The organism is Sulfitobacter sp. G21635-S1 (genome assembly GCF_027213915.1).
In the GTDB taxonomy this organism is placed as follows: Bacteria; Pseudomonadota; Alphaproteobacteria; order Rhodobacterales; family Rhodobacteraceae; genus Sulfitobacter.
The window spans coordinates 138,593-163,214 of record NZ_JAPWGV010000006.1; the positions used below are offsets into that span (position 1 = coordinate 138,593).

The following is a 24,622-nucleotide window of genomic DNA, read 5'->3' on the forward strand; positions in this document are numbered from 1 at the left end:
CTATAAAACGACTTTGATTATTTCATCAGTACCCCGTTACGACAACATTTTTTGGAGGATATTGATATGTCCGCACGCGGATCGCAGGAAACGATCAAGCGCAAAGAGCTTGTGGGCAAGCTGAATCCGGCATGTCTGAAGGCATTTTCAGAGGCCGCGCAATCCGCAAAACGACGTGGCAACCCCTATGTGGAGCTGATCCATTTCGTCACGGCCCTTGCCGACGCGGAGGGCACGGATTTTGCGCTGTTGCTGGAATCGGCCGGGGTGGACCGGCACAAATTCGACGGTGACGTGTTGCGCGCCACGGATGCGCTGCGCCACGGTGCCGGGTCGGTCGAGGAGTTTTCCGACCATATCTTTCGCGCCATTCAGGAAGCATGGAGTTTCGGGTCGCTGGAATTCGGGGATGATACCGTGCGGTCGGCCTATGTGCTTTTGGGCGCGCTTCAGGTGCCGGTGCTGGAAGGGCTGCTGTTCAAGATCAGCCTTGAGTTCGACAAGATCGATCCGTCGGCGATGGCGGCCCAGCTGGACGATCTGCTGGTCGATTCCATCGAGGCGCCCGCAAAACCGGCCGAGGACGGGGCCAGGCCTGCGCGCAAGGCGCCGGGTGGCAAGTCGGCGCTGGAACAGTTCGCGACCAACCTGACGGCGCGCGCGCGCGACGGCAAGATGGATCCGGTCGTGGGCCGCGATGCGGAGATCCGCCAGATCGTCGATATCCTGCTGCGGCGCAAACAGAACAACCCGATCCTGACGGGCGAGGCGGGGGTGGGCAAGACCGCGGTCGTCGAAGGCTTCGCGCAGCGGCTGGCGCGGGGCGACGTGCCGCCGCAACTGCGCAACGTCGATTTGCAGATGCTCGATATCGGGTTGATGCAGGCGGGGGCTTCGGTGAAGGGCGAGTTCGAAAAACGCCTGAAATCGGTGATTGAAGAGGTCCAGTCCAGCGACACGCCGATCATCCTGTTCATTGATGAAGCGCATACGCTGATCGGCGCGGGCGGTGCCGCCGGAACAGGCGATGCCGCGAACCTGTTGAAACCGCCGCTGGCACGCGGAGAGTTGCGCACCATCGCGGCGACGACATGGGCGGAATACAAGCAGCATATCGAACCCGATCCGGCACTGACCCGCCGCTTTCAGGTCGTCAAGATCGAGGAACCGGATGAGGAAAAGGCGGTGCTGATGTGTCGCGGCATCGCCGGGGTGCTGGAGAAACATCACCGCGTCGAACTGCTGGACGAGGCAATCGAGGCGGCAGTGAAGATGTCGCACCGCTATATCCCCAGTCGCCAGCTGCCGGACAAGGCGATCAGCTTGCTGGACACGGCCTGCGCCCGAGTGGCGGTCAGCCAGCACGCGACCCCGGCAGAGGTCGAGGACCTTCAGCGACGGCAGTCCGCCCTTGAGATCGAACAGGGCATTATCGACCGTGAAGAGGCGATCGGGATTGATGTGACAGAGCGCAAGGCAGAGGTCGAGGCGCGGTTGGCACAGGCAGCGACAGCGCTGGAGGCGGCAAGCGCCCGCTGGGAGGCCGAAAAGGAAATGGTCGCGGAAATCCTTGATCTGCGGGCACAGTTGCGCGGTGCGGGTGCTGCGCTTGATGACACCGGCGAGATCGGCGACGCGGTGCCTGAAGAAGATGCGCCGGACGCCGACATGAAAGCGGATCCTGAAGGTCCGGCAGAGGTGGCCGAACCTTTCGACCGCGACGGCGCGTTGGCCACTCTGCGGGAACGGATGCTGGCGCTGACCACGGCGCAGGGGGAAACACCGCTGATCCTGCCTGCCGTGGACAAGCAGGCCGTTGCCTCGGTCGTGCAGGACTGGACCGGCATCCCGATGGGCCGGATGATGTCGAGCCAGACAGAACGCGCGCTGGCACTGGCAGCGTCGCTGGCGGAACGTGTCGTCGGCCAGGATCACGCGATGGAGATGATCGCGAACCGCATTCAAACTTCCGCGGCCGGGCTGAAACCTCCGGAAAAGCCGGTTGGCGTCTTTATGCTGTGCGGGCCGTCCGGTGTGGGCAAGACGGAAACCGCGCTGGCGCTGGCCGACCTGATGTATGGCGGCGAGGACAATGTGATTTCGATCAATATGAGCGAATATCAGGAAGCACATACGGTCAGCACCCTGAAAGGGGCGCCGCCGGGATACGTGGGCTATGGCAAGGGCGGCGTTCTGACCGAGGCCGTGCGGCGCAGGCCCTATTCGGTGGTGCTGCTGGACGAGGTCGAAAAGGCACATCCGGACGTGCACGAGATTTTCTTTCAGGTTTTCGACAAGGGCATGATGGATGACAGCGAGGGGCGGCGCATCGATTTCAAGAACACGCTGATCCTGCTGACCTCGAACGTCGGGTCGGAAGAGATCATGGCGTTGACCGAGGATGGCAAGACCAAGGCCGATGCGGAAGAGTTGAACAACGCCCTGCGCGCGCCCTTGCTGGGTGTCTTTCCGGCGGCCCTGCTGGGGCGGGTTGTCACGATCCCCTATTATCCGCTGTCCGATACGATGATCGAGGTGATTGCGGGCCACAAGCTGCGGTCGGTGGCCAAGCGGCTGCTCGAAGGGTACGGTGCGGAACTGGTGATCGGCGACGGGGCGATGGATGTGATCAAGGCCCGCGCGACCGAAATCGAATCCGGCGGACGGATGATCGACGCTATTCTGACAAATACGCTGATGCCCGAACTCAGCCGCCGTATCCTGACCTACAGTCTGGACGGAGCCACCCTGCGCAAAGTCACGGTGACGGGCGGCGCAGATGGTTTTGATTACGCGTTCGAATAGGTGGGAAGCGCGGCATGATTGTGTATAACCGCCTCGGGCTGCGCCACCAGCACATCGTTGCGATGGACGTGGCCGGGCGCGAGTTTTTCGTGATGGTCGTCAAGGGCAGCTGGGCCTTTCCCGACCGCGATGGCGGCCAGATGACCCTGCTTCCCGAAGCCGATCAGATGCCGCTTGTCTATGCCGATGAGGTTACGGGTGAGCCGGGTTTTTCCGCAACGCGATGGGAAACCGATTTCGCCTTTCGCAAACCTGCCTGCGACGTGGTGCTGCAGGGCGCGGCCTATAGCCCCGGGGGCCGCAAGGTGCCGCGCGTGCAGGTTGGTCTGCGGGTGGGCGGCTGGCACAAGACGCTGATGGTCGTCGGCCATCGCGAATGGCGTGTTGTCGGCCCTGCGATCATGGCAACCGATCCGTTTCCGTTTACACGGCAAGCCTTTGGCTATGACACCGCATTCGGCGGCACTGACCGGCTGAACCCCGATGCAGCAAATCCGCACGCCTACATGATGAACCCCGTTGGGCGCGGCTACGCGCATCCGCGCAACCGCGATCGGCTGACCGGCGCGCCGCTTCCGAACACCGAAGAAGTGGGTGTCGAGGTCACCTCGCCCTTCGAAGACTATCGCCCGATGGCGCTGGGACCGATCTGGCGCGGGCGGGCAGACCGGTTGAAATTTGGCGGCACCTACGATCAGAAATGGCAGGACGAAGTGTTTCCGTTTTTACCGGCCGATTTCGACGAACGCTATTACCAGCAGGTCGGGAAGGATCAGCAGATCGCGCCGCCCGCGTCCGGCACCGAGGTGACGCTGCTCAACCTGACGCCAAAGGGGCGCGAACAATTTCGCCTGCCGCAGACCGAACTGCCGATGCAGATATTTCGCGGTTGGGAAAAGGCCTGGGAGGGTGTCCTGCGCCCCGATACGCTGATTTTTGACACCGAAGCGCGGCAGATGTCGATGGTTTGGCGCGTCGATGTGCCGATGCGGCGCGTGATCACCGAATTCACCGAAGCCTGGATCGGGACACCGCCGCGCGGGCTGGTGCGCGCCAAATCCAAAGGCAAGGCCTACCGGTCATTTGGCAAGCGCTTCGGTCGTCCCAGCGACAGCGAGGCCGCCGCATGAGTACAGGGGTGAACATCCTCTCGGCAGGCATGGTAACGGCCGTCGGGCTGGACCGGGCTTCGGCCTGTGCCGCCATGCGCGCCGGTCTGGATGGATTTTGCGAAACACAGTTCGTCGCGCCGGGTGGGGCATGGCTGCTGGGCGCGCCCGTCCCCTTGCCGCGCAACTGGATCGGGGAGAAACGGCTGGCGCATCTGGCGGCGGGTGCGATTGTGGATGCGCTGCAGGGGCAGGGCGGGGCACAGGCGGATATGTCCTTGATCCTGTGTCTTGCGGAAACCACCCGCCCCGGCCAGGTGGTACGCAACGTAGACCGTTTTGCCGCCCGCGTGCTGGAATTTTCAGGACTGTCCGAACGGACCAGGATGCAGGTGGTCTCGCATGGCCGCCCCTCCGGTTTTATCGCCCTTGAACGCGCCCGGCGCATGTTTGCCAGGGACGAGGCCCGGCATGTACTGATCATCGGTGTCGACAGTTTGCTGAACGGGCCCGCGGTTGCGCATTTCCTGCGGGAAAATCGCCTTTTGACCGGTGACAATGCCAATGGTTTCCTTCCCGGAGAAGCCGCCGCGGCCATCCTGTGCGCGCCGGGTAAACCGACGCATTTTGCCCTGACAGGTCTGGGGCTGACCCGGGAAGAGGCCTATATCTATAACCGCAAGGCCGAGGACGTGTTTGACCTGCCGCTGCGCGGCGATGGCATGACGCAGGCCTATCGCGACGCGCTTGAGATGAGCGGGCTTCAGGACTTTGGCCGTATAGATTTCCGCATCACCGATCTGGCAGGCGAGGCATTCTTTTTCAAGCAAAGCGCGCTGGCGATGCAACGCATGATGCGCCTGCACCGCGATCCCCAGCCGATCTGGACCCCCGGCGATTGCCTGGGCAACATCGGTGCCGCGTTTGTGCCGCTGATGGTGGGCTGGGGCCTTGAAAGTTTTGAAAAAGGCTATGCCGACGGTCACCGCATCATGGTCGAAGCCTCCGGCGACGACGGCACTTGCGGTTCCGCCATCTTTCAGACGGCAGAACGAAAGCGGGCCGCCGCATGACAGTTTTTGCAAACAAGCTCGAAGTGTCCTGCAAGGCACAGGCCAACAAGGTCATCGCGGCCTTTCCCGATGTCTGCATGACGCCCCCGGAAAATCCGGCGACACCGCCCGGCGTGCCGATCCCCTATCCGAACTTCGGCTTTGATACGGACACCGACAAGGGCACAGGCACGGTCAAGATTGGCGGCAAGACCGTCAATCTCAAGAACAGTTCCTATTTTACCAAAACCAGCGGAGACGAGGCGGGCTGCGCCGCCAAGAAAGGTGTCATCAGTTCCAAGAACACCGGCAAGGCGTATTCGCAAGCCTTCTCGATGAACGTCAAAGCCGAGGGCAAGAACCTGACCCGGTTCTCTGACATCCAGACAAACAATCATGGATCGCCTCCGAATGTGCCCCCCTTTCCAAAAATCGGAAGCCCGAACCCGCCGAAAGACGGAGACCCCTGCAAGAGCGACTATGACAAGGCCGAAGAGGCCTGTGGCGACCAGGCAGGCATTGACGAAGCATGCAGAAAAGCGGCGCTGGACCTGTCGATCGGCGAACGCGGCGATATTATGGGAACCAGAGACGGCTACAACACGACGATCCCTGTCATGGGGTCGAGTTTTCGCGACAACGCTGACCTCATGGAAATGGCGGACACGGCGCAGATGGATCCATGTCTCGCCGCGCTGGCGTGCCGGTTGCCACCCAAGGGCACCAGCAACCAATGCCCCTGTCCGGGACAGACCGGTCACCATATGGTGCCCGCGTCCGGTTTTTACAATAACGGACGGGGTGAAGGTAAGATCGGGCCCGATGACTTCCCGATTGATATCTGCCCGGCACCTGTTCCGGCGCCTGCCGGACATGTTCAACCGCCGCCCTACAGTGCCACAGACGCGCCATGTGTGTGCGCCGAGGGATGTTCCAACACGACCGGATCGCACGGCATGATGCACACGGAGATGAGTGCTTTCGTGTCGGATAACGCGTCAGCCGTTGACCTGCCCGTTCTCAAAAAGACCGAACCGTTCATCGTTGTGGAAATGGAGAGCAAGCAAAGCCTGACCTATGAAGAGATGCGTGATGAATCGATCCGCTCACACAAGGTGGTCTTTCCCTGTTCGGATTGCAGTGATGCCTGTCTGAAGGCGCAATTGGACTCGTATCACTGCGATGAACTGGGCATGGCGCCTGACCAGCCGCTGAGGGCCGACCGATGTGGCAAAGGACCGGCAGAGGAAGGTCCCGCGCGGGTCTATGCGTCATTGCGATCTGACTGGCTCGCATCAGCCTAGATGCTTTTTGGGAGATGACAAATGAGGCCAATCCTTGAATCAACGTCTTTGACGCGGGCCGCCGTGCGCAACGACGATGAGGCCTTCTTCGGACTTGTCGTCGATGAATTTGCGCTTGATTTCGAGAACCCGCATGCCGTGATCTATGAATTGACCCCAACGCAGGCGACGGAACTGGGTTACTTTGATTTTGAGGTCTCTGCCCTGACCTATGCCAACGCCGGAAAGACGCGCATCGCGGTTGGTCAGTATGCCGAAGCAGTGATATTCGAAGATGGTGCCACAACGCTTGAAACCATTGATCCGGATGAAAGACCCGTGCGGGGCGTTGCAGCGGCGGGAGCAGATATCGTGGCCTGCGGTGCCAACCTTCGTGTTTACCGGCGTCAGGGTCCGGACAATTGGGTTGAATTCGGACCGGGCGATGGCATGCGCGACGAATTTCCCAAGAACCATCTCGAAGCGATAGCCGGGTATTCCGGGACCGAGATTTACGCGGCGGGCCGTGATGGGGTGATCTGGTGGTATGACGGGTCCGTCTGGACACCGGTCCAATGCGCGACCAACCTGGCTTTCATCAGCATCCTCTGCGCCGATGACGGTTTTGTGTATCTGGGCGGCATCAGCGGTATCATGGCGAAAGGCCGCCGCGACGAATTTGTCCTCTTTACGCCGCCAAGCCCGATCAGGGATATCTGGGGGCTTCAGGATTTCCAGGGTGAAATCTATTGCGCCATGACCCGCGCTTTGCTGACCTGGACGCCCGAAGACGGATTCGTGCCAGTGCCAGAAGCGATGATGCTGGCGAAGACGTTTTACAACCTCGGCAAAGGAGAGAACGTGCTTTGGAGCCTTGGCGAGAAGGATGTGCTGCGCTTCGATGGCGAAGCCTGGACAAGGATCAACCAAATCGCGGTTGCCTGATGATGCTTAGGCTTGGTCCCATGAGCCCAATATACGTTACATCGGCCATTTGCCTCCGGATCGCTTGCGATCCGGTTCGCGCCCGACCCCGCCCCCCAGGGCGGGCGCGAATTACTCCGACGTTTTACTATGTTCAGATCTATCGCCCTGCCCGGATTGTTCGCCAAGCCTCACCGCGCCCACCCTCGGGGCCGGGCGCGAACCTCTGTCGCAATGTCGCGAACTTCGTTTCCGGGTGATAAAAGCGTTTCGGGATAAACCTGAAACATCCAACATCACTTTTCGCGTTCGACCGAAGGGAGAGGCAGCGAACAAGTGGTTCAGGTATATCCCGAAACGCTCTAGGCTTTGGACCTATTAATCTCATATGCCCGGTTTGACAGGTTTTTTACATGGCGCTTTAGCTGGCTGACGGCAGCTTCGACGCCAGATAATTCCGCACCGCATCCAGATCCAGCGTTTCAACGGTCATCTTTGCCGCTGCCGGTTGCAGCATGCGCAGGACGAACAATTCGCCCGCTTCGGGAAATTCCTCATAGCGGTCCTGCGCGATGCGTTGGCCGTGTTTGCCCGCCACGCGCAACCCGTCCAGATGCGCGTTCAGTCGGTCCACCAACCGCGCCAGCCGTTCCTCATCCATGTCGGGGTTTTCGTCCGGGTGCAGCAGGTGCCAGTCATAGACACACCACAGATGCGCCGCCTCTTCGGCGTGCTGGCGCAGGATGTCCTTGAGGACGGGAACAGACATCAGTTCAGGTTGACGGACCCGCCGCGGATCCTGTTGCTGGCCGAGGCATGGCTGACCAGATGGGTGCCACGAATGGTGATGTGGCCGTCCTTTTCCATGATGATCGCGGCCTTGCCGACCCGCAGCTCGATCCGTTCCTGAGCCTGGATGCGGACAGTCTGCCCGTCATGGATCACCCTTGGCGTGCTGTCTTCAGGGGCGCGGACAGGTTCGACGATGCGCCCGACAATCAGCGGACGGTCGCGCGCGCCATCCTCGAACAACAGCGCTACTTCCGATCCGGCGTCATCTGCGCCCAACTGGGTCAGACTGCGTGCCGGGGTGGCATGGTCCGCCGGATTGCCGGCATAGACAACCAGCGGCCTTCCGTCCTCGAAGCCCAGCAACAGGCCGATCACGACACCGTCGACTTGTTCCTTGAGTTCCATGGGGTTCTCCGGTGTTGAGTGACGTCGATCCGCGACAGAGGGCAGAATGGCCAGCGGCGACAAATGCCAAAGCACACCATGATCGTAACACGCCAACGGCCGATTTGTCGATGGAAACAAGGGTGCCAACACCCCGCTGCCGGTTGTGATGTGACCGGCACCGCAATCGTTGCAAGAATCGAAGTAATCTGTAACACTCTTGTGAGTTTATTAATTTTTTTGAGGTCCGAGGCATGGATATTACACGCCTCCTCGAACCGCTTGGGGAGGATACTCCTTCCGGCATCGAGCTTAGAAACGAGGCCGGATTCCATTCATTGGAGCGATTGATCGAGCCTGCCGCGCGCGAAAACCGTCTGAACAGCGACGGTTCGATCAACGAAGCTGCTCCGGATGTGGATTGGGACGCGGTTTTCGACGGTGCGCTGGCGCTGGCGGCCAAGGGCCGCGACCTGCGCCTGCTGTGTGTTGTGGTGCGTGCGCTTTATGCCGAACAGGGGTTCGTCGGGCTGAGGGATGGCCTCGCGCTGCTGACCGATACGCTGGACCAGTATTGGGACAGCCTGCACCCGGAACTGCGCGAGCGCGACGATCCGGTGGCCGCGGCCCTGCCGCGCACCAATGCACTGCGCCAGCTTGATAACGACGACAACGGACTGTTGGGCGATATCAAGTTCTCGGTCGTGCTGAACCCGCGCGGCATCGGGCCGATCCTGAGCGACGATCTGGCCAAGGCAGCCCTGTCCGATTTCGAGGTGTTGAACAGGGCGGCATCGGGATTGGGGCAGGCAGAAAAGGATGCCTTGGTCGCCCGGCATGGTCAGCGGGTGAACCGGGTCAAGGCGGCCGGGCGTCAGCTGGCAGCAGAAGAACCCGAACGCGCAGAGGAACTGATCACGGCGCTGCACGATTGCCAGAAGGCGCTGGCGGCGCTGATCGCAAAGCTGGCCGAAAAGGCTGGTCTTGGTGGCGCGCCGGGGCTGGCGCTGCCGGAACTGACCGAACTGCTGGCGAAGGCGCGCGAAACGCTGGAGCAAGCGCGCGCCGACACCGGCAAGGATACCGGCAAGGATGCCGAGACCGTCGAGGACGCGCCAGCCGATGTCATTTCAACGGGCGCATCTGCCGCTCAGACAGGTAAGGAATTCATGACTGGCGCGGGTGGTGGATCAGGAGACATAAATTCAAGGACTGATGTTGAACGGGCCCTGGATCGGATCGTGGCCTTTTACGAACGCACCGAGCCGTCCAGCCCGATACCGCACCTCGCACGCCGGATGCGCCGGATGGTGGCGATGGATTTTCTACAGCTCATGGAGGAAATCGCGCCCTCCGGGCTCAAGGAATTTCGCAGCATCGCGGGTGTGGAAGACGAACGCAAGAAATAGCAGCAACAGAAAGGTAATCTCGATATGGCCGACAGTAAGCAGAAAGTGATCGAGCGAAACCGGGCGCCGCGAGTCCAGATCGCCTATGACGTCGAACATTACGGCAGCCCCACGACCATCGAACTTCCCTTTGTGATGGGTGTGATGGCCGATCTGGCCGGTGATTCCGAAACCCGCGAGGCTAAAAAGCCTTTGGAAGAGCGCAGTTTCGTCGAAACCGATGCGGGCCGGTTCAACAAGTTCATGGAAGCGCTGAGCCCGCGGGTCAAGGCGCGGGTGCCCAACACGCTGCCCGTCGCGGAAGGGGAAGAGAAAGACGAAGAGATGTTCGTCGATCTTGAGTTCAAGAACATGGGTGATTTCGCGCCCGACAAGATCGCCGAACAGGTGCCGGCGCTGGCCGAACTGCTCAAGATGCGGCGGCAGCTGGAAGAATTGCTGGGCTATATGGACGGCAAGGTCGACGCAGAAAAGCGCATCGCGCAGTTGCTGAGCAACGAACCGCTGCTGCAACAGGCCGCGGAGGCGGCGATGGAATCCTCCAAATCAGATGACAAGGAAGGGGCATAAGCATGGCCGACGACAAGCTCAAGCAAGGTGGCGCAGCCGCCGAAGCCGAAGCGCTTGATCTGGGAGAATTCAGCGAACTGCTGGAAAAGGATTTCCGGGTCAAAGACAGCGATGGCGAGAAATTGCAGGCGCTGGTCCAGAACCTCGCGCTGGCCGCCAGGGAACGCTCCGGTACAACGGCGATTTCCGGCAATGCGGTCAAGTCGATCAAATCTCTGATCGCAGGCATAGATTCGATCCTGACCACCCAGATGAACGAGATCCTGCACGCACCTGAAGTCACCAGGATGGAAGGCACCTGGCGGGGGTTGCATTATCTGCTGAACAACACCGAAACGGACCAGAAGCTGAAGGTGCGTGTGCTGAACGTCCGCAAGGACGATCTGGCCGACCATCTGCAGGACTTCGAAGGGCAGATGTGGGACCAGTCACCGATCTTCAAGAAGATCTATTCGGATGAATACTCGATGTTCGGCGGCGAACCCTTTGGTGCGATCATCGGGGCCTATGAATTCAGCCAGCACCCCAAGGACGTCAGCCTGCTGCGCAATATCTCGGGCATTGCCGCGGCGGCCCATGCACCGTTTATCGCAGCCGCGGCACCGCAGTTGTTCCGCATGGAAAGCTGGCAGGAACTGCCCAATCCCCAGGCGCTGGAACAGATCGTGTCCAGCCCCGAATATGCAAGCTGGCAGTCGCTGCGCGAATCCGAAGATGCCCGGTACATCGGACTGGCGATGCCGCGCGTTCTGGGCCGGTTGCCCTATGGCGCGGATACCATCCCGGTCAAGGGTTTCGACTTCGAAGAGGACATCGCGGGGAACCACGACAATTACGTCTGGATGAACGCGGCCTTTGCGATGGGCGTCAACATCAACCGCAGCCACAAGATTTCAGGCTGGGGCACCCAGATCAGGGGCGTGGAATCCGGTGGTACGGTAATGAACCTGCCGGTCCATACCTTCCCGACCGACGATGGCTCCGTGGCGATGAAATGCCCGACCGAAATCGCCATCGACGACCGCCGGGAGGCCGAACTGGCCAAGCTGGGGCTGATGCCGATCCTGCACCGCAAGAACACGGATGTGGCCGCCTTTATCGGGGCGCATTCCTTGCAGGATGACGAAACCCGTGCCGGCCGCCTGGTGGACCCCGACGCCCAGGCAAACGAACGGCTGTCCGCCAACCTGCCCTATCTCTTTCCGGTCAGTCGCTTTGCCCACTATCTCAAGGCAATTGCCCGCGACAAGGTGGGGACCTTCAAGGAACGCGCTGACATGCAGGTCTGGTTGAGCGAATGGATCAACCGCTACGTGCTGGCGAACCCGGCCATGGCAGACGACAAGGCCAAGGCGAAACGACCACTGGCCGCCGCCGAAGTGCAGGTGGACAGTGTTGAAGGGCGTCCGGGCTATTACAACGCTCGTTTCTACTTGCGCCCGCATTACCAGTTGGAAGGGATCAACGCGAGTTTGCGGCTGGTTTCAGAGCTTCCTTCCGTCAAGACGTAAGACCAACTTGAACCAAGTGGAGAACCAACATGCCTTTGACAGGATATATGAAGATACCGGATATTGCCGGTGAATCCCAGCGCGCCGATCACGAGGACGAGATCGACATCCACGATCTGATGTGGTCCATCGAACAAGCCGCATCGGCGCAGGTCGGCAAGGGACGGTCACGCAGCCGTGCGCAGATCGGATCGATCTATGCCCGCAAGTTTTATGATGCGTCGTCTCCCTATCTGGCGCTTGCCGCCATGCAGGCCAAATCCTTCGACGAGATCGTGATCTATGTCCGCAAGGACAGCGGTGAGGCGCATCTTGATTATCTGGAAATCACCCTCACGAACACCATCATCTCGAAATACGAGGTTCTGGGCGTCGGTGCGAATGATGGCCAGGTGATGGAGGAATCTGTCGGTCTGGCGTTCGAGGAGGTCAAGATCAAGTACACCGTTCAGGCTGATGATCACTCGGCTGGTGACGAACACGAGATCGAATACGACCTGGCGGCAGGAGTCTGACGCTGAGACCTGGGATCGCGCATGTCTGTTGAACGTGACCCGCCCCGTGCAGCGTTGCAGGAAGCGGTTCAGCCTTCGCTCTGGGATCGGCTGGTTGACGACCTGCCGGGTCTTCAGGCGGAAACCAAAGGACTGAACGCTGAACTGATGCGCCGCGCGGGGCTGAGCGCGACAGACGTGGATGCGTTGATCGCAGGGGGGCCCCGTGCCATCGCGGCGCATCCCGATCTGGATGACGACAGCCGCGCATTGGCGCATCGTCTTATCACGCGGGATGCGCAACGGCGCAGGCTTGCCGATGGCGGTATCGTGGTGACGCCGGAGGTCCTGCGCGAAGCGGTTCGGCGTGACATCGAAATGCTGTTCAACATCGAGCGGCTGGAGGCGGAATTCTTGCTGACCGAACGCGAAGCACTGGACCATCCCAATCCGGCCAGCGTTCTGGCCGATTTTCCGGAGGTACGCGCCAGCGTGGTCAACTATGGCGTGCCCTCGTTTTCGGGACGCATCGGGTCGGATTTCGACACAGATGCGCTGGCCCGGACCATCCGCGAGGTGCTGGCGGTCTTTGAACCGCGCCTGCGCAAGGACGGGCTGCGCGTGCGTGTTCGTGTGGGCGACAAGACCGGCATGCGCATCGAAATCGACGGTATGCTGTTGATGTCACCGGTGCCCGAACGATTGCGCCTGTCCACTTCCATCGACCTGGACAACGGACAGGCCGTCACCGCGCTGGAGGACCGTTGATGGATCAGGCGTTTCTACAATATTACGAGGATGAGTTGACCCATATCCGGTCGCTGGCCGGTGAATTTGCGGCACTGCATCCCAATGTGGCGGGCAACCTGTCGATCACCTCGGTGCCCTGTCCTGACCCCTACGTCGAACGCTTGCTGGAAGGTGTGGCGTTTCTGGCGGCCCGCACCCGGCTCAAGATCGACGTCGAAAGCTCTCGCTATGTGCGCAACCTGCTGGATGCGCTTTATCCCGATCTGGCCGGTCCGGCCCCGGCGATGACGATGGCCACGCTGACCCCCGGGCCGCAGGTCGACAGGATGCTGGACGGGCATCAGGTGCGCCGCGGTACCAGGCTTGTCGCATCGCTGCGCGAGGGGTTGCAGACACGTGCGACCTATACCACGTCCCAGACCGTGCATCTGTGGCCGATCATGCTGGCAGGTGCGGAATATCTGCAGGATCGCGGTGCGCTGGCACAGGCTGGTGTGCCCGAGACGCAGTTGCGCGATCACGAAGCGGGACTACGCATCACCATCAAGCGGCGCGGCGCGGGCAGCCTGTCGGAACTGTCGCTGAAGAACCTCGACCTCTATTTCGGTGCAGGCGCAAGAGGCGGTGCGATTTTCGATGCCCTGTTCGGGTTCGGTGGGCCGATATTGTCGCGCCCGGCCGACAAGAAAGCGCCGTTCGATGTCGGCCCGGCGCCTGCCATGATCGGGGTGGGGGACGACGATGCGCTCTTGCCCCGAGTACGCAGTTCATTCGAGGGCTACCGCCTGCTGCGCGAATATTTCCTGATGCCGGAACGGTTCTTTGCAACCCGGCTTGCCGGACTGGGCGACACGATCAGGCGTTGCGAGAAAAACCAGCTTGAGGTGATCGTGCTGCTGCGGTCCAGCGATGCCTCGCTGTCCGGGGTGAAGGCCAGTGATTTTCGGCTGTTCGCGGCCCCCATCGTCAATCTGTTCGAACATGAATGCAATCTTGTCGACCTGTCGCCGCATCGGCCCGGCCATCTGGTACATGCCGATCGTACCCGGCCCTGGGATTTCGAGATTTACCGGCTGCTGCGCGTCGAGGACGCCGATGCGCAGGGGCCGGGCGCGCGGGTCACACCGCTGTTTTCAGTCGAGCAACAGTCAGACAGCGGTCATGTCTATGCCTTCGAACGCCGACCGCGCAGGCCCAATACCGACGAGGTGCGCCGGGGTCAGACGCGGTCGAGCTATGGCGGTGACGATTTTTATGTTTCCGTCGCGCGCCCGGCGAACCGCCGCGATGCGAAACCGATCCGGCGGCTGGATATCCGGGCCCTCTGCACCAACCGCGACCTGCCGATCCTGGACGACACGCCACGACTGACTCTTGAAACAGGCGACCCGGTGACCGAGATCGACCTGCTGCGCCCGATGCGCAGACCGCGGCCCAGTCTGCGCGCCACGCTGCCTTCCGGTGCCGCAGGCGAATCTCAGCTGGACGATCTGACGTGGCGCTGGATATCGCAGCTGTCGTTGAACCACATCTCGCTGGCCGCCGACGAAAAAGACGCCGAACCCCTGCGTGCGCTGATCCAGCTATACGCCAGGCGTGGCGATCCGAACCTTGCGCGGCACGGGCAGTCGGTGACACGGGTCTCTTCAACACGTCTGATCGAACGTATCGCCCGGCCCGGCCCGGTTTGCTTCGGGCACGGTACGGAGATCACGCTGGACATCGATGACACCGTCCTTTCAGGGGGCAGCCGCCTGTTGCTGTCAGCGTTGCTGGCGCAGCTGTTCACGCGCCATACTGGCATAAATTCGTTCGTGCGCACCCGCACGCGGCTTTCACAGACCCAGACGGAGATATCATGGCCGATGACGCCCGGCACCCGCGCGCAGATCTGACTGCGCTGGCCAAAGCAGCCAACAGAATGGATTTTTTCGAACTGTTGCGGCAGTTGGAGACTGAAACGCTGCGATTTGGCCGGGCCGGGGGGGCGGAGAATGAACCTGCACGGCTGGGCCAATCGCCGCGCCTTGGCTTTGCTGCGGGCGATGTCATCGGCCTGACGCCCGGCACTGACGACATGCCGACGCAGGTTCAGGAAAATGTACTGGGTCTGATCGGCCCCGAGGGACCGATGCCGTTGCACATGACCCGCTGGATCATGATGCGGATGTCGAACCGCTGGTTTGCGGGCGACAGCGAAGGGGCGACATCGGACACTGCCTTTCTCGATTTTATCAACATGCTGCAGCACCGGATCATCGCGTTGTATTGGCGGGCCTGGGCGGATGCGCGGGCCGAAGTCCATGTGGCGCATGGCGATGGCGGACGTGTCACCGCGCTGATGCGCGCCCTTGCCGGGTTGGGGCTGCCGGGTACCGTGACCGGCGATCAGCGGCTGGACGGGGCCAAGCTGCACCATGCCACCTCTCTCGCCCTTGAGGCGCGCAGCCCGGAACGGCTGTGCGCATTCCTTCAAACCGTGCTGGGCGTTCCTGTGGCGCTGGAGGAATTTGTTGGCCTTTGGGTCGAGATCCCGCCGCATCTGCAAACCCGGATCGGATCGGCCCATGCCGGGCTGAATGTCGCTGCCGTTGCGGGGGCGCGTTTCTTTGACCGGGCCGGGCAGGCAGAAATCAGGCTTGGCCCTTTGACCTATGCCCAGTTCGCCACCTTTCTGGAGGACGCCGCGGCCTGGGAGCGGTTGCGCCATGCCGTCCTTTTCGCGGGGGGTCGTGAAACGGCCTATTCCGTGAGACTGGTTCTGGCAGCGGGCGAGGTCTCCGCAGCGCAGCTTGGCGCTACCCGGCTGGACCGGACATCCTGGCTGGCACCCGACGGCGCAAAGGATGCCGAAGACCTGACATTCAGCAACATTGGCGACCGCGAAGCGCCCGCACTGAACGAAAGGGGGGCGGCATGACGCTTCGACTGGTTCTTGAAAACGCGCCCCATGCGCAGGCCGAAAGGGAGAAGATCTACAACGGCGGCAAGCTGATGATCGGGCGCGGCGACGATGCGGACTGGCAATTGGTCGATCCTGACATGTTCGTGTCGCGTCAACATGCGATCCTGACCGAAGAAGACGGCCGGATCATGGTGACGGATGCATCGTCGGGCGGGTTGTTCATCGACAATGCGGCCAACCCTCTGGGTGCCGGCAACTCTGCCCCGCTGGAGCCGGGGATGCGTCTGCATCTGGGCAATTTCGTGCTGCGCGTCGAAGCCGTGACCACCCGGGACAAGATCCCTGCCGAGCCGACAAAGCGATCCGGGGCCGGGGTGTTCTCGTTTGAGTTCGGGGCGGATGAGACACCGGAAGAGCCGGTGCGCGAACGACCCGCCGAGCTGCCGGATGTGTTCGGCGTCCGGTCAGACAACCGCGTGACCGAACGGTCGCGCGAACCGGTCCGCGAGCCGCCACCACTTGACCGCCGCGACCCGTTCGAACTGGATCTGCGCGGTGCGCGCGATGATGCGCCAAAACAGTCGGACAAGGCCGACGCATCCAATGCGCAGCCCCGAAAATCCGGCAGCTATTTCGACGTCGATCCCCCACGCGATAAAACACCCGAGGCCGATAGCTGGATGCCGGAACTGGACAGCGTCAAACCGGCAATGGAAAGATCCGACCCCGCTCAAGAGCTGCCTGCCCGCGATCCAGTTGCCCGGGACGAGGCCGCCGCACCTGAGGCGCCGAGACCGCCCACCGCCGCCGTCGGACAAGCGCCTGAGCCCGGCAAACGGACCGTCGCACCCGGCGCGGATGACAGCGCTCTGCGCGCGGCCTTCTTTCGCGGCATGGGCCTAGACCCGTCGCGCCTGCCCCCCGGCGACGCGGAGGAGGAGATGGAGCGAATCGGACACTGCCTGCGCGGTCTCGTCGAAGGGGTGATGCTGCTCCTGCGGACGCGCGCACAGGAAAAACAGCGGGTTCGCGTCGCCCAGACGGTGATCGCCAGCGCAAACGTCAATCCGTTGAAGTTTCTGGCGACAACTGACGATGGTCTGGTATCATTGCTGCAACCGCGCGGCGAAGGCTATCTGTCGCCCGAGGATGCGGTGGCATGGGCATTTCGCGATCTGACTGATCACCAGGTGCGGACATGGACGGCGCTTCAGACCGCGCTTCGCCGGATGATCGACAGCTTTGATCCCGCCGAGATTGAAAAAGAAATGGAAGATACCGGTCTGCTGGAAACACTGATTGCAGGCGGGCGCAGTGCCAAACTCTGGCAACTGTACAAGGAGCGCTACAAGGAAATCGCCGAGGCTGCAGAAGAACGGTTCCTGGGCGAGGTGGGCGCTGATTTCAGGGATGCTTATGAAAACGAAGGGAGATCGTGACATGATTATCGAACGCCGTACTTTCCTGCTGAGCGGCAGCGCGCTTGGGGCATTGTCCCTGTCGGGCTGCATGGAATCCGCCGCCCCGGTGCTCAGCATCAGTGCCCAGGCGCAGCCAGGCATGAACACCGGACCGGACGGATCGGACCGTCCGGTGACGCTGACCGTGCTGCAAATGTCCGGGTCGGGCAATTTCGACAAGGCTGATATCTTTGCGCTGCAAAACCCGCAGGCCGCGATCGGTGGAGAACTGATCAAGGCGGATCAGATTGTTCTGGCCCCCGGTGCCGTCGTGTCCAAGATGATAGCGGTGCAGCCAGGCACGACTGTGATTGGCGTTACCGCCGGATTCCGATCCCCCACCGGCAAATCCGTGCGCAAGAAGATCGCCGCACCCGTTGCCGATCAGGGACTGATGATCAGTGTCGGTTCGGGCGGCATCGCGATGAACACCGTTTGAAAGGCATGACCGTCAATGACTGACAGAAACAAGGTCGTCTGGTCCGAGGGATTGTTCCTGCGTACCCAGCACCTGCAACAGCAGGACCGGCATACCGAATGGCTGGTGCGCCGGGCCGTCGATGCCATGCCGCTGCAAAGCGTCGGCTTTGGCCGGATCGAAATCGACCCTGTTGCGCTCGAAGCGGGGCAGGTCGCGCTGCTGGCCGCAGAGGCGATCCTGCCGGACGGCACCATTCTCTCGGTTCCGGATCACAGTGTCGAAATTGCGCCGGTCACCGTCACGGCGGACACGGCGACAGGCCTGGTGTTGCTGGGCCTGCCTGCCGAACGTGCCGGGGCGGCGGAAATCGACGCAGCCCATGCGACGCCATCCGGCATGCGGTGGCGCGGTAGCTTCATCACGGCACGCGATGCGATCCGCGAAGGGGCTGATCCGTCAGAGATCGAGGTCGCCCGTGCGGCGCCGCGCCTGTTGTTGCCTGGTGACGAGACGGCCGGATATGCGACCCTGCCGATCACCCGCATCGAAGGGCTGACGGCGGAAGGTGCGGTTGCCATAGACCCGGGGTTTCTGGCGCCTGCATTGCGGATCGAAGCAGTGACCTGGTATGGGCAACTGCTCAAGGAACTTGTTACCGGACTTGACCGTATCGCCGAAGCACATGGTGCGATGGTGCTGGGCGGATCGGGCGCCTCGATGGAGAACCTGCTGATCCTGGAGGCCGCCAATCGCGCCAGACAACGGCTGGCACATCTGGCCGAGCAGGATAACATACATCCCTCGGCGTTGTTTCTTGAACTGGCCGGGCTGGCCGGACAGCTGGCCACCTACGGCGCGTCCGCGCGCAGGCTGGGTGATCTGCCCCGCTACGACCACCTTGATCCGCAGGTCGCCTTCACCGCACTGGCCGACACCTTGCGGTCCCTTGTCCTGAGCCTGCGGCATGTCGAACCCAAGGCCCGCGCGCTCAAGGTCAGCCGCCATTCCGACAACATCTGGACGGTCCGGATCGACAACCCGAACATCATCGCAAAAAATCGCATCGTGCTGCGCATCGGTGGCGACATGTCCGAGGCGATGCTGCGCAAGATTTTTGTCGATCAGGCGACCGTCGGGGCCGCCGATGATTTCGATGCGCTCTGGACATCCAAGCTCACGGGCATACCGCTCAAGCCGCTCAATTCGCAGCCACGCGAAATACCCTATGACGGGGACCGGCTGTGCCTGGAACTTGACCGGACGTCCGAACATTTCGCATCCTTGGCCGAAGCACCGGGTTTCGTGCTGGGTGTCGCGGGCAATCTGGCGAAGGAACCTGAAATCGACTGCTATGCGGTAAGCCGGTGACGCTATGAATGGTGATGATCCCTTTGGGCTGGAAAACGACGCGGGCCGCACGCGGGTACGGCCGGTCAAGCGAGACCCGCAGCCCAGGAGATCCGCTGCCAACCCCGGATCCGCGCCAGGTATCGAGGCGCGACTTCGCGATCCGCGTGCCAACGATAATCCCTTTGTTAACGCCTTTGCGCCCTTGCTCGGGCTTGCCCCCGAACTGGAAGGCGCGATCGCGCCGGAAGAGCCGGACATCCTGCGGGCGCGGCTGCTGGACAACCTGACCTATGCGCGCGACAACGCGGTGTCTTCGGGCGTACCGCTGTCGCGCGCTGATCAGGGTGCGTGGTTCGTCGCCGCGCTGCTGGACGACATCGCATTGAATACACCTTGGGGCGGCAGGTCGGGCTGGCCACGCATGCCGCTTGTCGTGTCGCTTTATGGCAACGTGGACGCGGGCGAGCGGTTCTTCGATCTGATCGAGGACCTGATGCGATATCCCGAACGCGACCCCGAATTGCTGGAGCTGGCGTTTTTGTGCCTGTCGCTGGGATTTCGCGGCAAACACCGGGTTTCGGGTGCCGGGGGCGAAGCGGCGCTGTCTCAGCTGCGCACGCAGATGGCGCGCCTGCTGCGCGACCGCGACGCCGAGGATGCACCGCTTGCGCCGCATTGGCGCGGCGTTGTTGCCGACGATACCCCGGCTCGGTTCATCGTGCCGTTGTGGTCGATCGGGCTGATTGCCATCGCGCTGATCACCGCCATCTATGTCGGGCTCAGCATGCGGCTTTCGGCGCGGGGCGAACAGCTTTATACGCTGGCAGGCGTTCTGCCACCGCCGGAACGGGCGGATATCTTTCGCCCGGTGATCGAAACGCTCGACACGCCGAAACTGACCATCGAGCCGCTGGTGCTGGAACTGCTGCCGCTCTTTGCCGAAGCTGCGCCCAGGGACACCGCCTCGGCCCTGACCGGGCGCGAGGATGTGTCCATCGCCGTCGTCGTCGTGCAGGGTTCCAACCCCGAGGTTTTCCGGTCCGCCAAGGCGGAACTGAACGACGGCTACGGGCCGCTGATCGCATCCATTGCCAAAGTGATCATCGAAAACCAGGAATTCATCGGACAGGTCCGGGTTATCGGCCATACTGACAGCGTCCCGGTCCAACGGTCCAATCCGTTCCAGTCGAACCAGGGGCTCAGCGAAGCCCGCGCCAAAACCATCGCTGACATGCTGGTGCAGGCCGGGGTCCCCGCCGCACTGGTCGCTTCCGAAGGCAAGGCGCATCACGAACCCATCGCCGGCAACGACACCAAAGAGGGCCGCGCCCGCAACCGCAGGGTAGAGATCGTCCTGCAAAAGAAGGTCTGAGCGATGGGATTTCTGAAAAAGATACTGAGCATCCTCTTTTCCCGCATGCTGTGGACCTTCATCGGCATCGCCGTCCTATGCACATTGATCTGGCTCTATGGCCCCCTGATCAGTGTCGGCGATGCCGCCCCGCTGGCATCTGACATGGTGCGTATCGTGGTGATCGGCGTGATCATCATCCTGTGGCTGCTGTCGATGCTGATCCGCCAGTTGCGCGCCGCGCGCGCCAACCGCGCCTTCGTGTCGGAACTGGCCGCGCCGCCACCCGAAGCGCAGGCGGCCCCGGGAGAGGAAAACATCGCCGAGGTAAACGCCAAGTTTCAGGACATCCTTGAACAGATGAAGCGCTCGAAACTCGGCGGGCGCAAGTTTCTGCGCGACATGCCGTGGTATCTGATCATCGGGCCTCCCGGCACGGGCAAGACGACCGCGCTGCGCCAGTCCGGCCTGCATTTCCCCATCGACCTTTCTGACGATCTGAAAGGCATTGGCGGCACGCGCAATTGCGATTGGTTCTTTACCGAGGACGCGGTGCTGATCGACACCGCCGGGCGGTACGTCCAGCAGCAAAGCGACCCGGATGCGGATGCGGCGGAATGGAAGGGCTTCCTGAAGCTGCTTGAAAAACACCGGGGTCGCCGGGCGCTGAACGGGGTTATCCTGACGCTGTCGGTGCAGGAACTGTCAGGCGACGACGTGTCGATCCGCGAACACGGCCGCGAGATACGCAAACGCCTGACCGAACTGCGCGAAGAACTTGAGATGAACCTGCCGGTCTACCTCATGATCACCAAGGCTGACCTGGTGCCGGGGTTCGAGGCGTTCTTCGGCGATCTGAACTCGCGCGAGCGCGAACAGGTCTGGGGCGCCACGCTGCCCACGGCCGACCGGGTCGATACCGTCACGGTCGAACGCGAGGCGCAGGTGCTGCAAGTGGCGATGGAGGAACGTCTGGTTGCACGTATATCGGATGATCTGCCGCTTTCGGGACGCGCCGAGGTGTTCCGTTTCCCGTCGCAGATGGATCAGTTGACGGGCCCGCTCAAGGTGCTGATCGAGGCCGTATTCGGCGAAAGCCGCTATGAGGAAAGCCCGTGGTTGCGCGGCTATTACTTTACCTCCGCCACGCAAGAAGGGTCGCCCATCGACCGGATGCTGGCGGGCATTGTCACTTCGCTGGGCCTGAAACCGCCACAGGCCGAGACGCGGCGCCACGGCGAAAAGCGGTCATTTTTCCTGCGCAATCTGCTGACCGACGTGATCTTCCCCGAGGCTGGTCTTGGCCGCTTTGACCCGCGCGCCGAGGAGCGCCGCCGCTGGATCTGGCGTGGCACACTGGCCGGAGCGGTGCTGATTACAATGATCCTTGGCACGTTGTTCCTGTTTTCCTACCTGCGGTATTCCGGTGGGCTGACGGACCAGGAACGGCAGTTGACGGCGCTCTCCGCGCGTCTGTCCAACGTCGCCGCGCGGCAAGCTCCCACCGATCCACTTGACCTCAACCTGGCGCTTGAGGCGGCGAACGAAACGCTGGTGGCATCGACGGATGTCGCAGGCGGACCGTTAACCATCCTTGGACCGACGGCGGAGCCGGAACTGGCACAAGTCCAGCGCATGACCTACGATCACACGCTGCGCAACATCCTCGAACCGCGCATGGTCGCCTTGTTGGAAGCAACCATGTGGCGGCACAGCCGGGATCCCGAATTCCTGCTGGGCGCGCTGAAATCTTATCAGATGCTGACCGGCAAGGCCCCTTATGACGAGGAATTTCTGGGGCTCTGGTGGCAGACCGTGTTGCCCGACTTTGCCCCGATCAACCCCTTTCCGACCGACGAGGCGATCGACCACCAGTTGAGCGCACTGGCCCGGATGGCGCGTGAAGAGAACAAGATCGAACCCGATCCTGCGCTGATTTCGGTCGCCCTTGAAAGCATCTGCACCATTCCTCTGGCCGTGCGCGCCTACCGCAGCCTCCGCGCCGATCCCTCGGTGGCCGGATTGCCCGACTGGATTCCGGCCGAAAAAACCGGCCCGAACGGCACGCGTGTCCTGACCCGCCTGTCTGAAAAGACCCTGCGCGTTGGCCTGCCGGGTGCCTTCACCTACAAGGGATTTCACGACGCCGTCCTGCCTTTGGTCCCGGTTGTGGCGGGGCAGGCGACGCTGGATCGCGCCGTATTCGCCGGCGGCTGCGCCGAAAGCAGCGAAGCCGATACCGAGACCCTGGAGACGGATATCCTCAAGCTCTACTACGATGATTTCATTGCCCAATGGGACGGTTTCCTGCGGGACATCCGCCTGACGCCAATCGGCAACCTGGTGCAGGCGCGTCAGAACCTCAAGGATCTCTCCTCTGCCGACAGCGCTTTGAAACGGCTTTTGTTGGCGGTTGTCGAGGAGACCCATCTGGCACGGGTCGTGCAGGAAGGTGAGGGGGGCAATGATGCCGCCAAGGCCGCCGGATTGCGGGCGGCGTCGAAACTCGGGAAAATCGGCAAGCTGGTAAAAAAGGGGAACCGAATTCTCGGCGCTGGTGGCGGTGACGCCGGGCCGCCGCCTGATCCGCCCGGAACACCCGTGTCACAGCATTTCGCCCCGATCCGCAACACTGTGGAAGAAGTCGATGGCCAGCCACCATTGCTGGACGATGCCGTTGCCGCCCTGACGGCGCTGTCGAACGAAATGCAGACCGTCGCGGCCAGCCCGGATCCGCAGGCGGCGCTGCTGGCACGGGGTGGCCTGCCGCAACTGACCGGGGCCATCGCGAACGAGGCGGACGGCCTGCCGGACCCTATCGACGACTGGATCGCGGGGATTGCGGGCGACACCATCAGCGTGACCCGCGAGGCGGTGATTGCCCAGCTTAACGCCAGGTGGCGGGCCGACGTCATGCCGTTCTGCGTCTCTGCCACGTCAGGGCGGTATCCGTTTGATCAATCCAGCCAGATCGACGTGAACACGCTGGATTTCTCACGCCTGTTCGGGCGCGGCGGGCTGATCGACGCCTATATCGACAGTCATCTGCTGGCCTATGTCGACACGACCGTGCGCCCCTGGCAGTGGCGATCGGATTTCGGGCTGGACGCCAGTCTGTTGCAGCCTTTTGAAAACGCCCGTTCGATGCGCGATGCGCTGTTTCCGGGGGGCGCGGGTCCGGTCATGGCTTTCAACCTCGAACCCAAGGATCTGAGCGGCAATGCCAGCCGGGTCACGCTGAATGTCGATGGTCAGGTGCTAAGCTACTTCAACGCGGCGACGCGGCCGACGCCGATGACCTGGCCGGGGCCGGACGGGACCAACATGATCACGTTGACCTTCGCGCCGGTTGATGGAACCTCGGAATTGATCACCTCCGAAACAGGCAGCTGGGCCTTCCTGCGGCTGATCCGCAAGGGGCGGCTGTCAAAGACAGCCCTGCCGGAAGTGTTCAACCTGTCGCTTGGTGCGGGGCAATTTGCGGCGCAGTTCAACCTGCGGGCCAACTCTGTCGAAAACCCGTTCGACCTGACGATGTTCTCGGGCTTCACCTGCCCGCGCGGGTTCTGAAGGCGGTGCATCCGGAAACCGGATTCTTTGGCAAGCTGCCCACTGCCGGAGATTTCATAGGGCGCGGACTCAGGCCCGGGGTGCGGCCTGTTATGGACCGGTTCCTTACCGCGAAACTGTCGCAACATGCGGCGACACCGGATCTTTGGCCCAGCGAAGGGTTGCGGGGGGTCATCAAGGGGCCAAATGGCGATTTGCTGCTGTGTATTCTGCCAAGCCGGGATGCGGCAGATCGTGCCTTTCCGATTGCGGCATGTGTCGGTTTGAATGCCGCGGCCCTGGCTGAGGCGGATCGTTGGGCGGATCAGGTATATCCCGTGCTGCTGAATGCCAGGTCTGCCGATGACATGGTTGCGGGCCTGGCCAACATCCAACCGCCGGAACCCGGGGCACCTGCCTTGGCATCGCCCGCCCTGTGGCAACGCGGGACCCTCCCGGAAGGGCCGGAAGCGGTGATCACGCGCCTTTTCGGGGCCTGATGG

Annotated in this window: 20 protein-coding genes; 18 read left to right on the forward strand and 2 right to left on the reverse strand. The window is 62.1% G+C overall.

Translation table 11 applies throughout. The annotated features are described in order from the left end of the window. Positions 1–66: 66 nt before the first annotated feature. From tssH to O4H53_RS08600, 5 genes are all read left to right on the forward strand, one after another. Positions 67–2,805 (forward strand): type VI secretion system ATPase TssH, encoded by a 2,739-nt coding sequence (tssH, locus tag O4H53_RS08580; protein ID WP_269362967.1) that lies wholly within the window; start codon positions 67–69, stop codon positions 2,803–2,805. 14 nt (positions 2,806–2,819) lie between these two features. Beyond that, positions 2,820–3,935, forward strand: coding sequence for a DUF2169 family type VI secretion system accessory protein (locus O4H53_RS08585; protein WP_269362968.1), 1,116 nt, complete (start codon positions 2,820–2,822; stop codon positions 3,933–3,935). Next, positions 3,932–4,987 carry a 3-oxoacyl-ACP synthase gene (locus tag O4H53_RS08590; protein ID WP_269362970.1) on the forward strand — a complete coding sequence of 352 codons (1,056 nt, stop codon included), beginning with the start codon at positions 3,932–3,934 and terminating at the stop codon, positions 4,985–4,987. Before O4H53_RS08585 ends, O4H53_RS08590 begins: the two co-directional genes overlap by 4 nt. Then, complete coding sequence (locus O4H53_RS08595; RefSeq protein WP_269362972.1) at positions 4,984–6,270, forward strand: PAAR-like domain-containing protein; 1,287 nt, start codon at positions 4,984–4,986, stop codon at positions 6,268–6,270. Before O4H53_RS08590 ends, O4H53_RS08595 begins: the two co-directional genes overlap by 4 nt. 63 nt (positions 6,271–6,333) lie before the next feature. Next, on the forward strand, positions 6,334–7,194 hold the full coding sequence (locus tag O4H53_RS08600; RefSeq protein WP_269362974.1) for a hypothetical protein: 861 nt from the start codon (positions 6,334–6,336) through the stop codon (positions 7,192–7,194). 400 nt (positions 7,195–7,594) lie between these two features. Here the strand turns inward: O4H53_RS08600 and O4H53_RS08605 are convergent, their stop codons facing one another. Beyond that, positions 7,595–7,942 carry a hypothetical protein gene (locus O4H53_RS08605; RefSeq protein WP_269362975.1) on the reverse strand — a complete coding sequence of 116 codons (348 nt, stop codon included), beginning with the start codon at positions 7,940–7,942 and terminating at the stop codon, positions 7,595–7,597. Beyond that, positions 7,942–8,370, reverse strand: a complete 429-nt coding sequence (locus O4H53_RS08610) for a DUF6484 domain-containing protein (RefSeq protein WP_114274305.1) — start codon at positions 8,368–8,370, stop codon at positions 7,942–7,944. Before O4H53_RS08610 ends, O4H53_RS08605 begins: the two co-directional genes overlap by 1 nt. Positions 8,371–8,603: 233 nt before the next feature. Here O4H53_RS08610 and tssA point away from each other — a divergent pair, with 233 nt between their 5' ends. From tssA to O4H53_RS08675, 13 genes are read left to right on the forward strand one after another with little or no spacing between them, the layout of a single operon-like run. Next, complete coding sequence (gene tssA, locus O4H53_RS08615; RefSeq protein WP_269362978.1) at positions 8,604–9,758, forward strand: type VI secretion system protein TssA; 1,155 nt, start codon at positions 8,604–8,606, stop codon at positions 9,756–9,758. Positions 9,759–9,782: 24 nt separating this feature from the next. Beyond that, positions 9,783–10,328, forward strand: a complete 546-nt coding sequence (gene tssB, locus O4H53_RS08620) for a type VI secretion system contractile sheath small subunit (protein ID WP_269362980.1) — start codon at positions 9,783–9,785, stop codon at positions 10,326–10,328. A gap of 2 nt (positions 10,329–10,330) precedes the next feature. Further along, a complete protein-coding gene (gene tssC, locus O4H53_RS08625) occupies positions 10,331–11,839 on the forward strand; it encodes a type VI secretion system contractile sheath large subunit (RefSeq protein ID WP_269362982.1) in 1,509 nt (502 codons plus the stop codon). Between the two features lie 47 nt (positions 11,840–11,886). Beyond that, entirely contained in the window at positions 11,887–12,354 is a 468-nt protein-coding gene (locus O4H53_RS08630; protein WP_269362984.1) for an Hcp family type VI secretion system effector, read from the forward strand. A 21-nt stretch (positions 12,355–12,375) separates the two neighbouring features. Continuing rightward, complete coding sequence (locus O4H53_RS08635) at positions 12,376–13,101, forward strand: type VI secretion system baseplate subunit TssE (protein WP_269362986.1); 726 nt, start codon at positions 12,376–12,378, stop codon at positions 13,099–13,101. Then, positions 13,101–14,978 carry a type VI secretion system baseplate subunit TssF gene (tssF, locus tag O4H53_RS08640; protein ID WP_269362988.1) on the forward strand — a complete coding sequence of 626 codons (1,878 nt, stop codon included), beginning with the start codon at positions 13,101–13,103 and terminating at the stop codon, positions 14,976–14,978. Before O4H53_RS08635 ends, tssF begins: the two co-directional genes overlap by 1 nt. Positions 14,979–15,004: 26 nt before the next feature. Next, the gene (gene tssG, locus O4H53_RS08645) at positions 15,005–16,003 is read left to right on the forward strand and encodes a type VI secretion system baseplate subunit TssG (protein ID WP_269362989.1); all 999 of its coding nucleotides are present in this window, start codon (positions 15,005–15,007) and stop codon (positions 16,001–16,003) included. Beyond that, complete coding sequence (tagH, locus tag O4H53_RS08650; protein ID WP_269362990.1) at positions 16,000–17,427, forward strand: type VI secretion system-associated FHA domain protein TagH; 1,428 nt, start codon at positions 16,000–16,002, stop codon at positions 17,425–17,427. Before tssG ends, tagH begins: the two co-directional genes overlap by 4 nt. Before the next feature lies 1 nt (position 17,428). Continuing rightward, positions 17,429–17,887, forward strand: a complete 459-nt coding sequence (gene tssJ / locus O4H53_RS08655) for a type VI secretion system lipoprotein TssJ (protein ID WP_269362991.1) — start codon at positions 17,429–17,431, stop codon at positions 17,885–17,887. A gap of 15 nt (positions 17,888–17,902) precedes the next feature. Further along, entirely contained in the window at positions 17,903–19,237 is a 1,335-nt protein-coding gene (tssK, locus tag O4H53_RS08660) for a type VI secretion system baseplate subunit TssK (RefSeq protein ID WP_269362992.1), read from the forward strand. A 4-nt stretch (positions 19,238–19,241) separates the two neighbouring features. After that, positions 19,242–20,591, forward strand: a complete 1,350-nt coding sequence (gene icmH, locus O4H53_RS08665) for a type IVB secretion system protein IcmH/DotU (protein WP_269362993.1) — start codon at positions 19,242–19,244, stop codon at positions 20,589–20,591. A 3-nt stretch (positions 20,592–20,594) separates the two neighbouring features. After that, the gene (gene tssM / locus O4H53_RS08670) at positions 20,595–24,140 is read left to right on the forward strand and encodes a type VI secretion system membrane subunit TssM (protein ID WP_269362994.1); all 3,546 of its coding nucleotides are present in this window, start codon (positions 20,595–20,597) and stop codon (positions 24,138–24,140) included. Positions 24,141–24,145: 5 nt separating this feature from the next. Then, on the forward strand, positions 24,146–24,619 hold the full coding sequence (locus O4H53_RS08675; RefSeq protein ID WP_269362995.1) for a TagF domain-containing protein: 474 nt from the start codon (positions 24,146–24,148) through the stop codon (positions 24,617–24,619). Positions 24,620–24,622 lie beyond the last annotated feature (3 nt).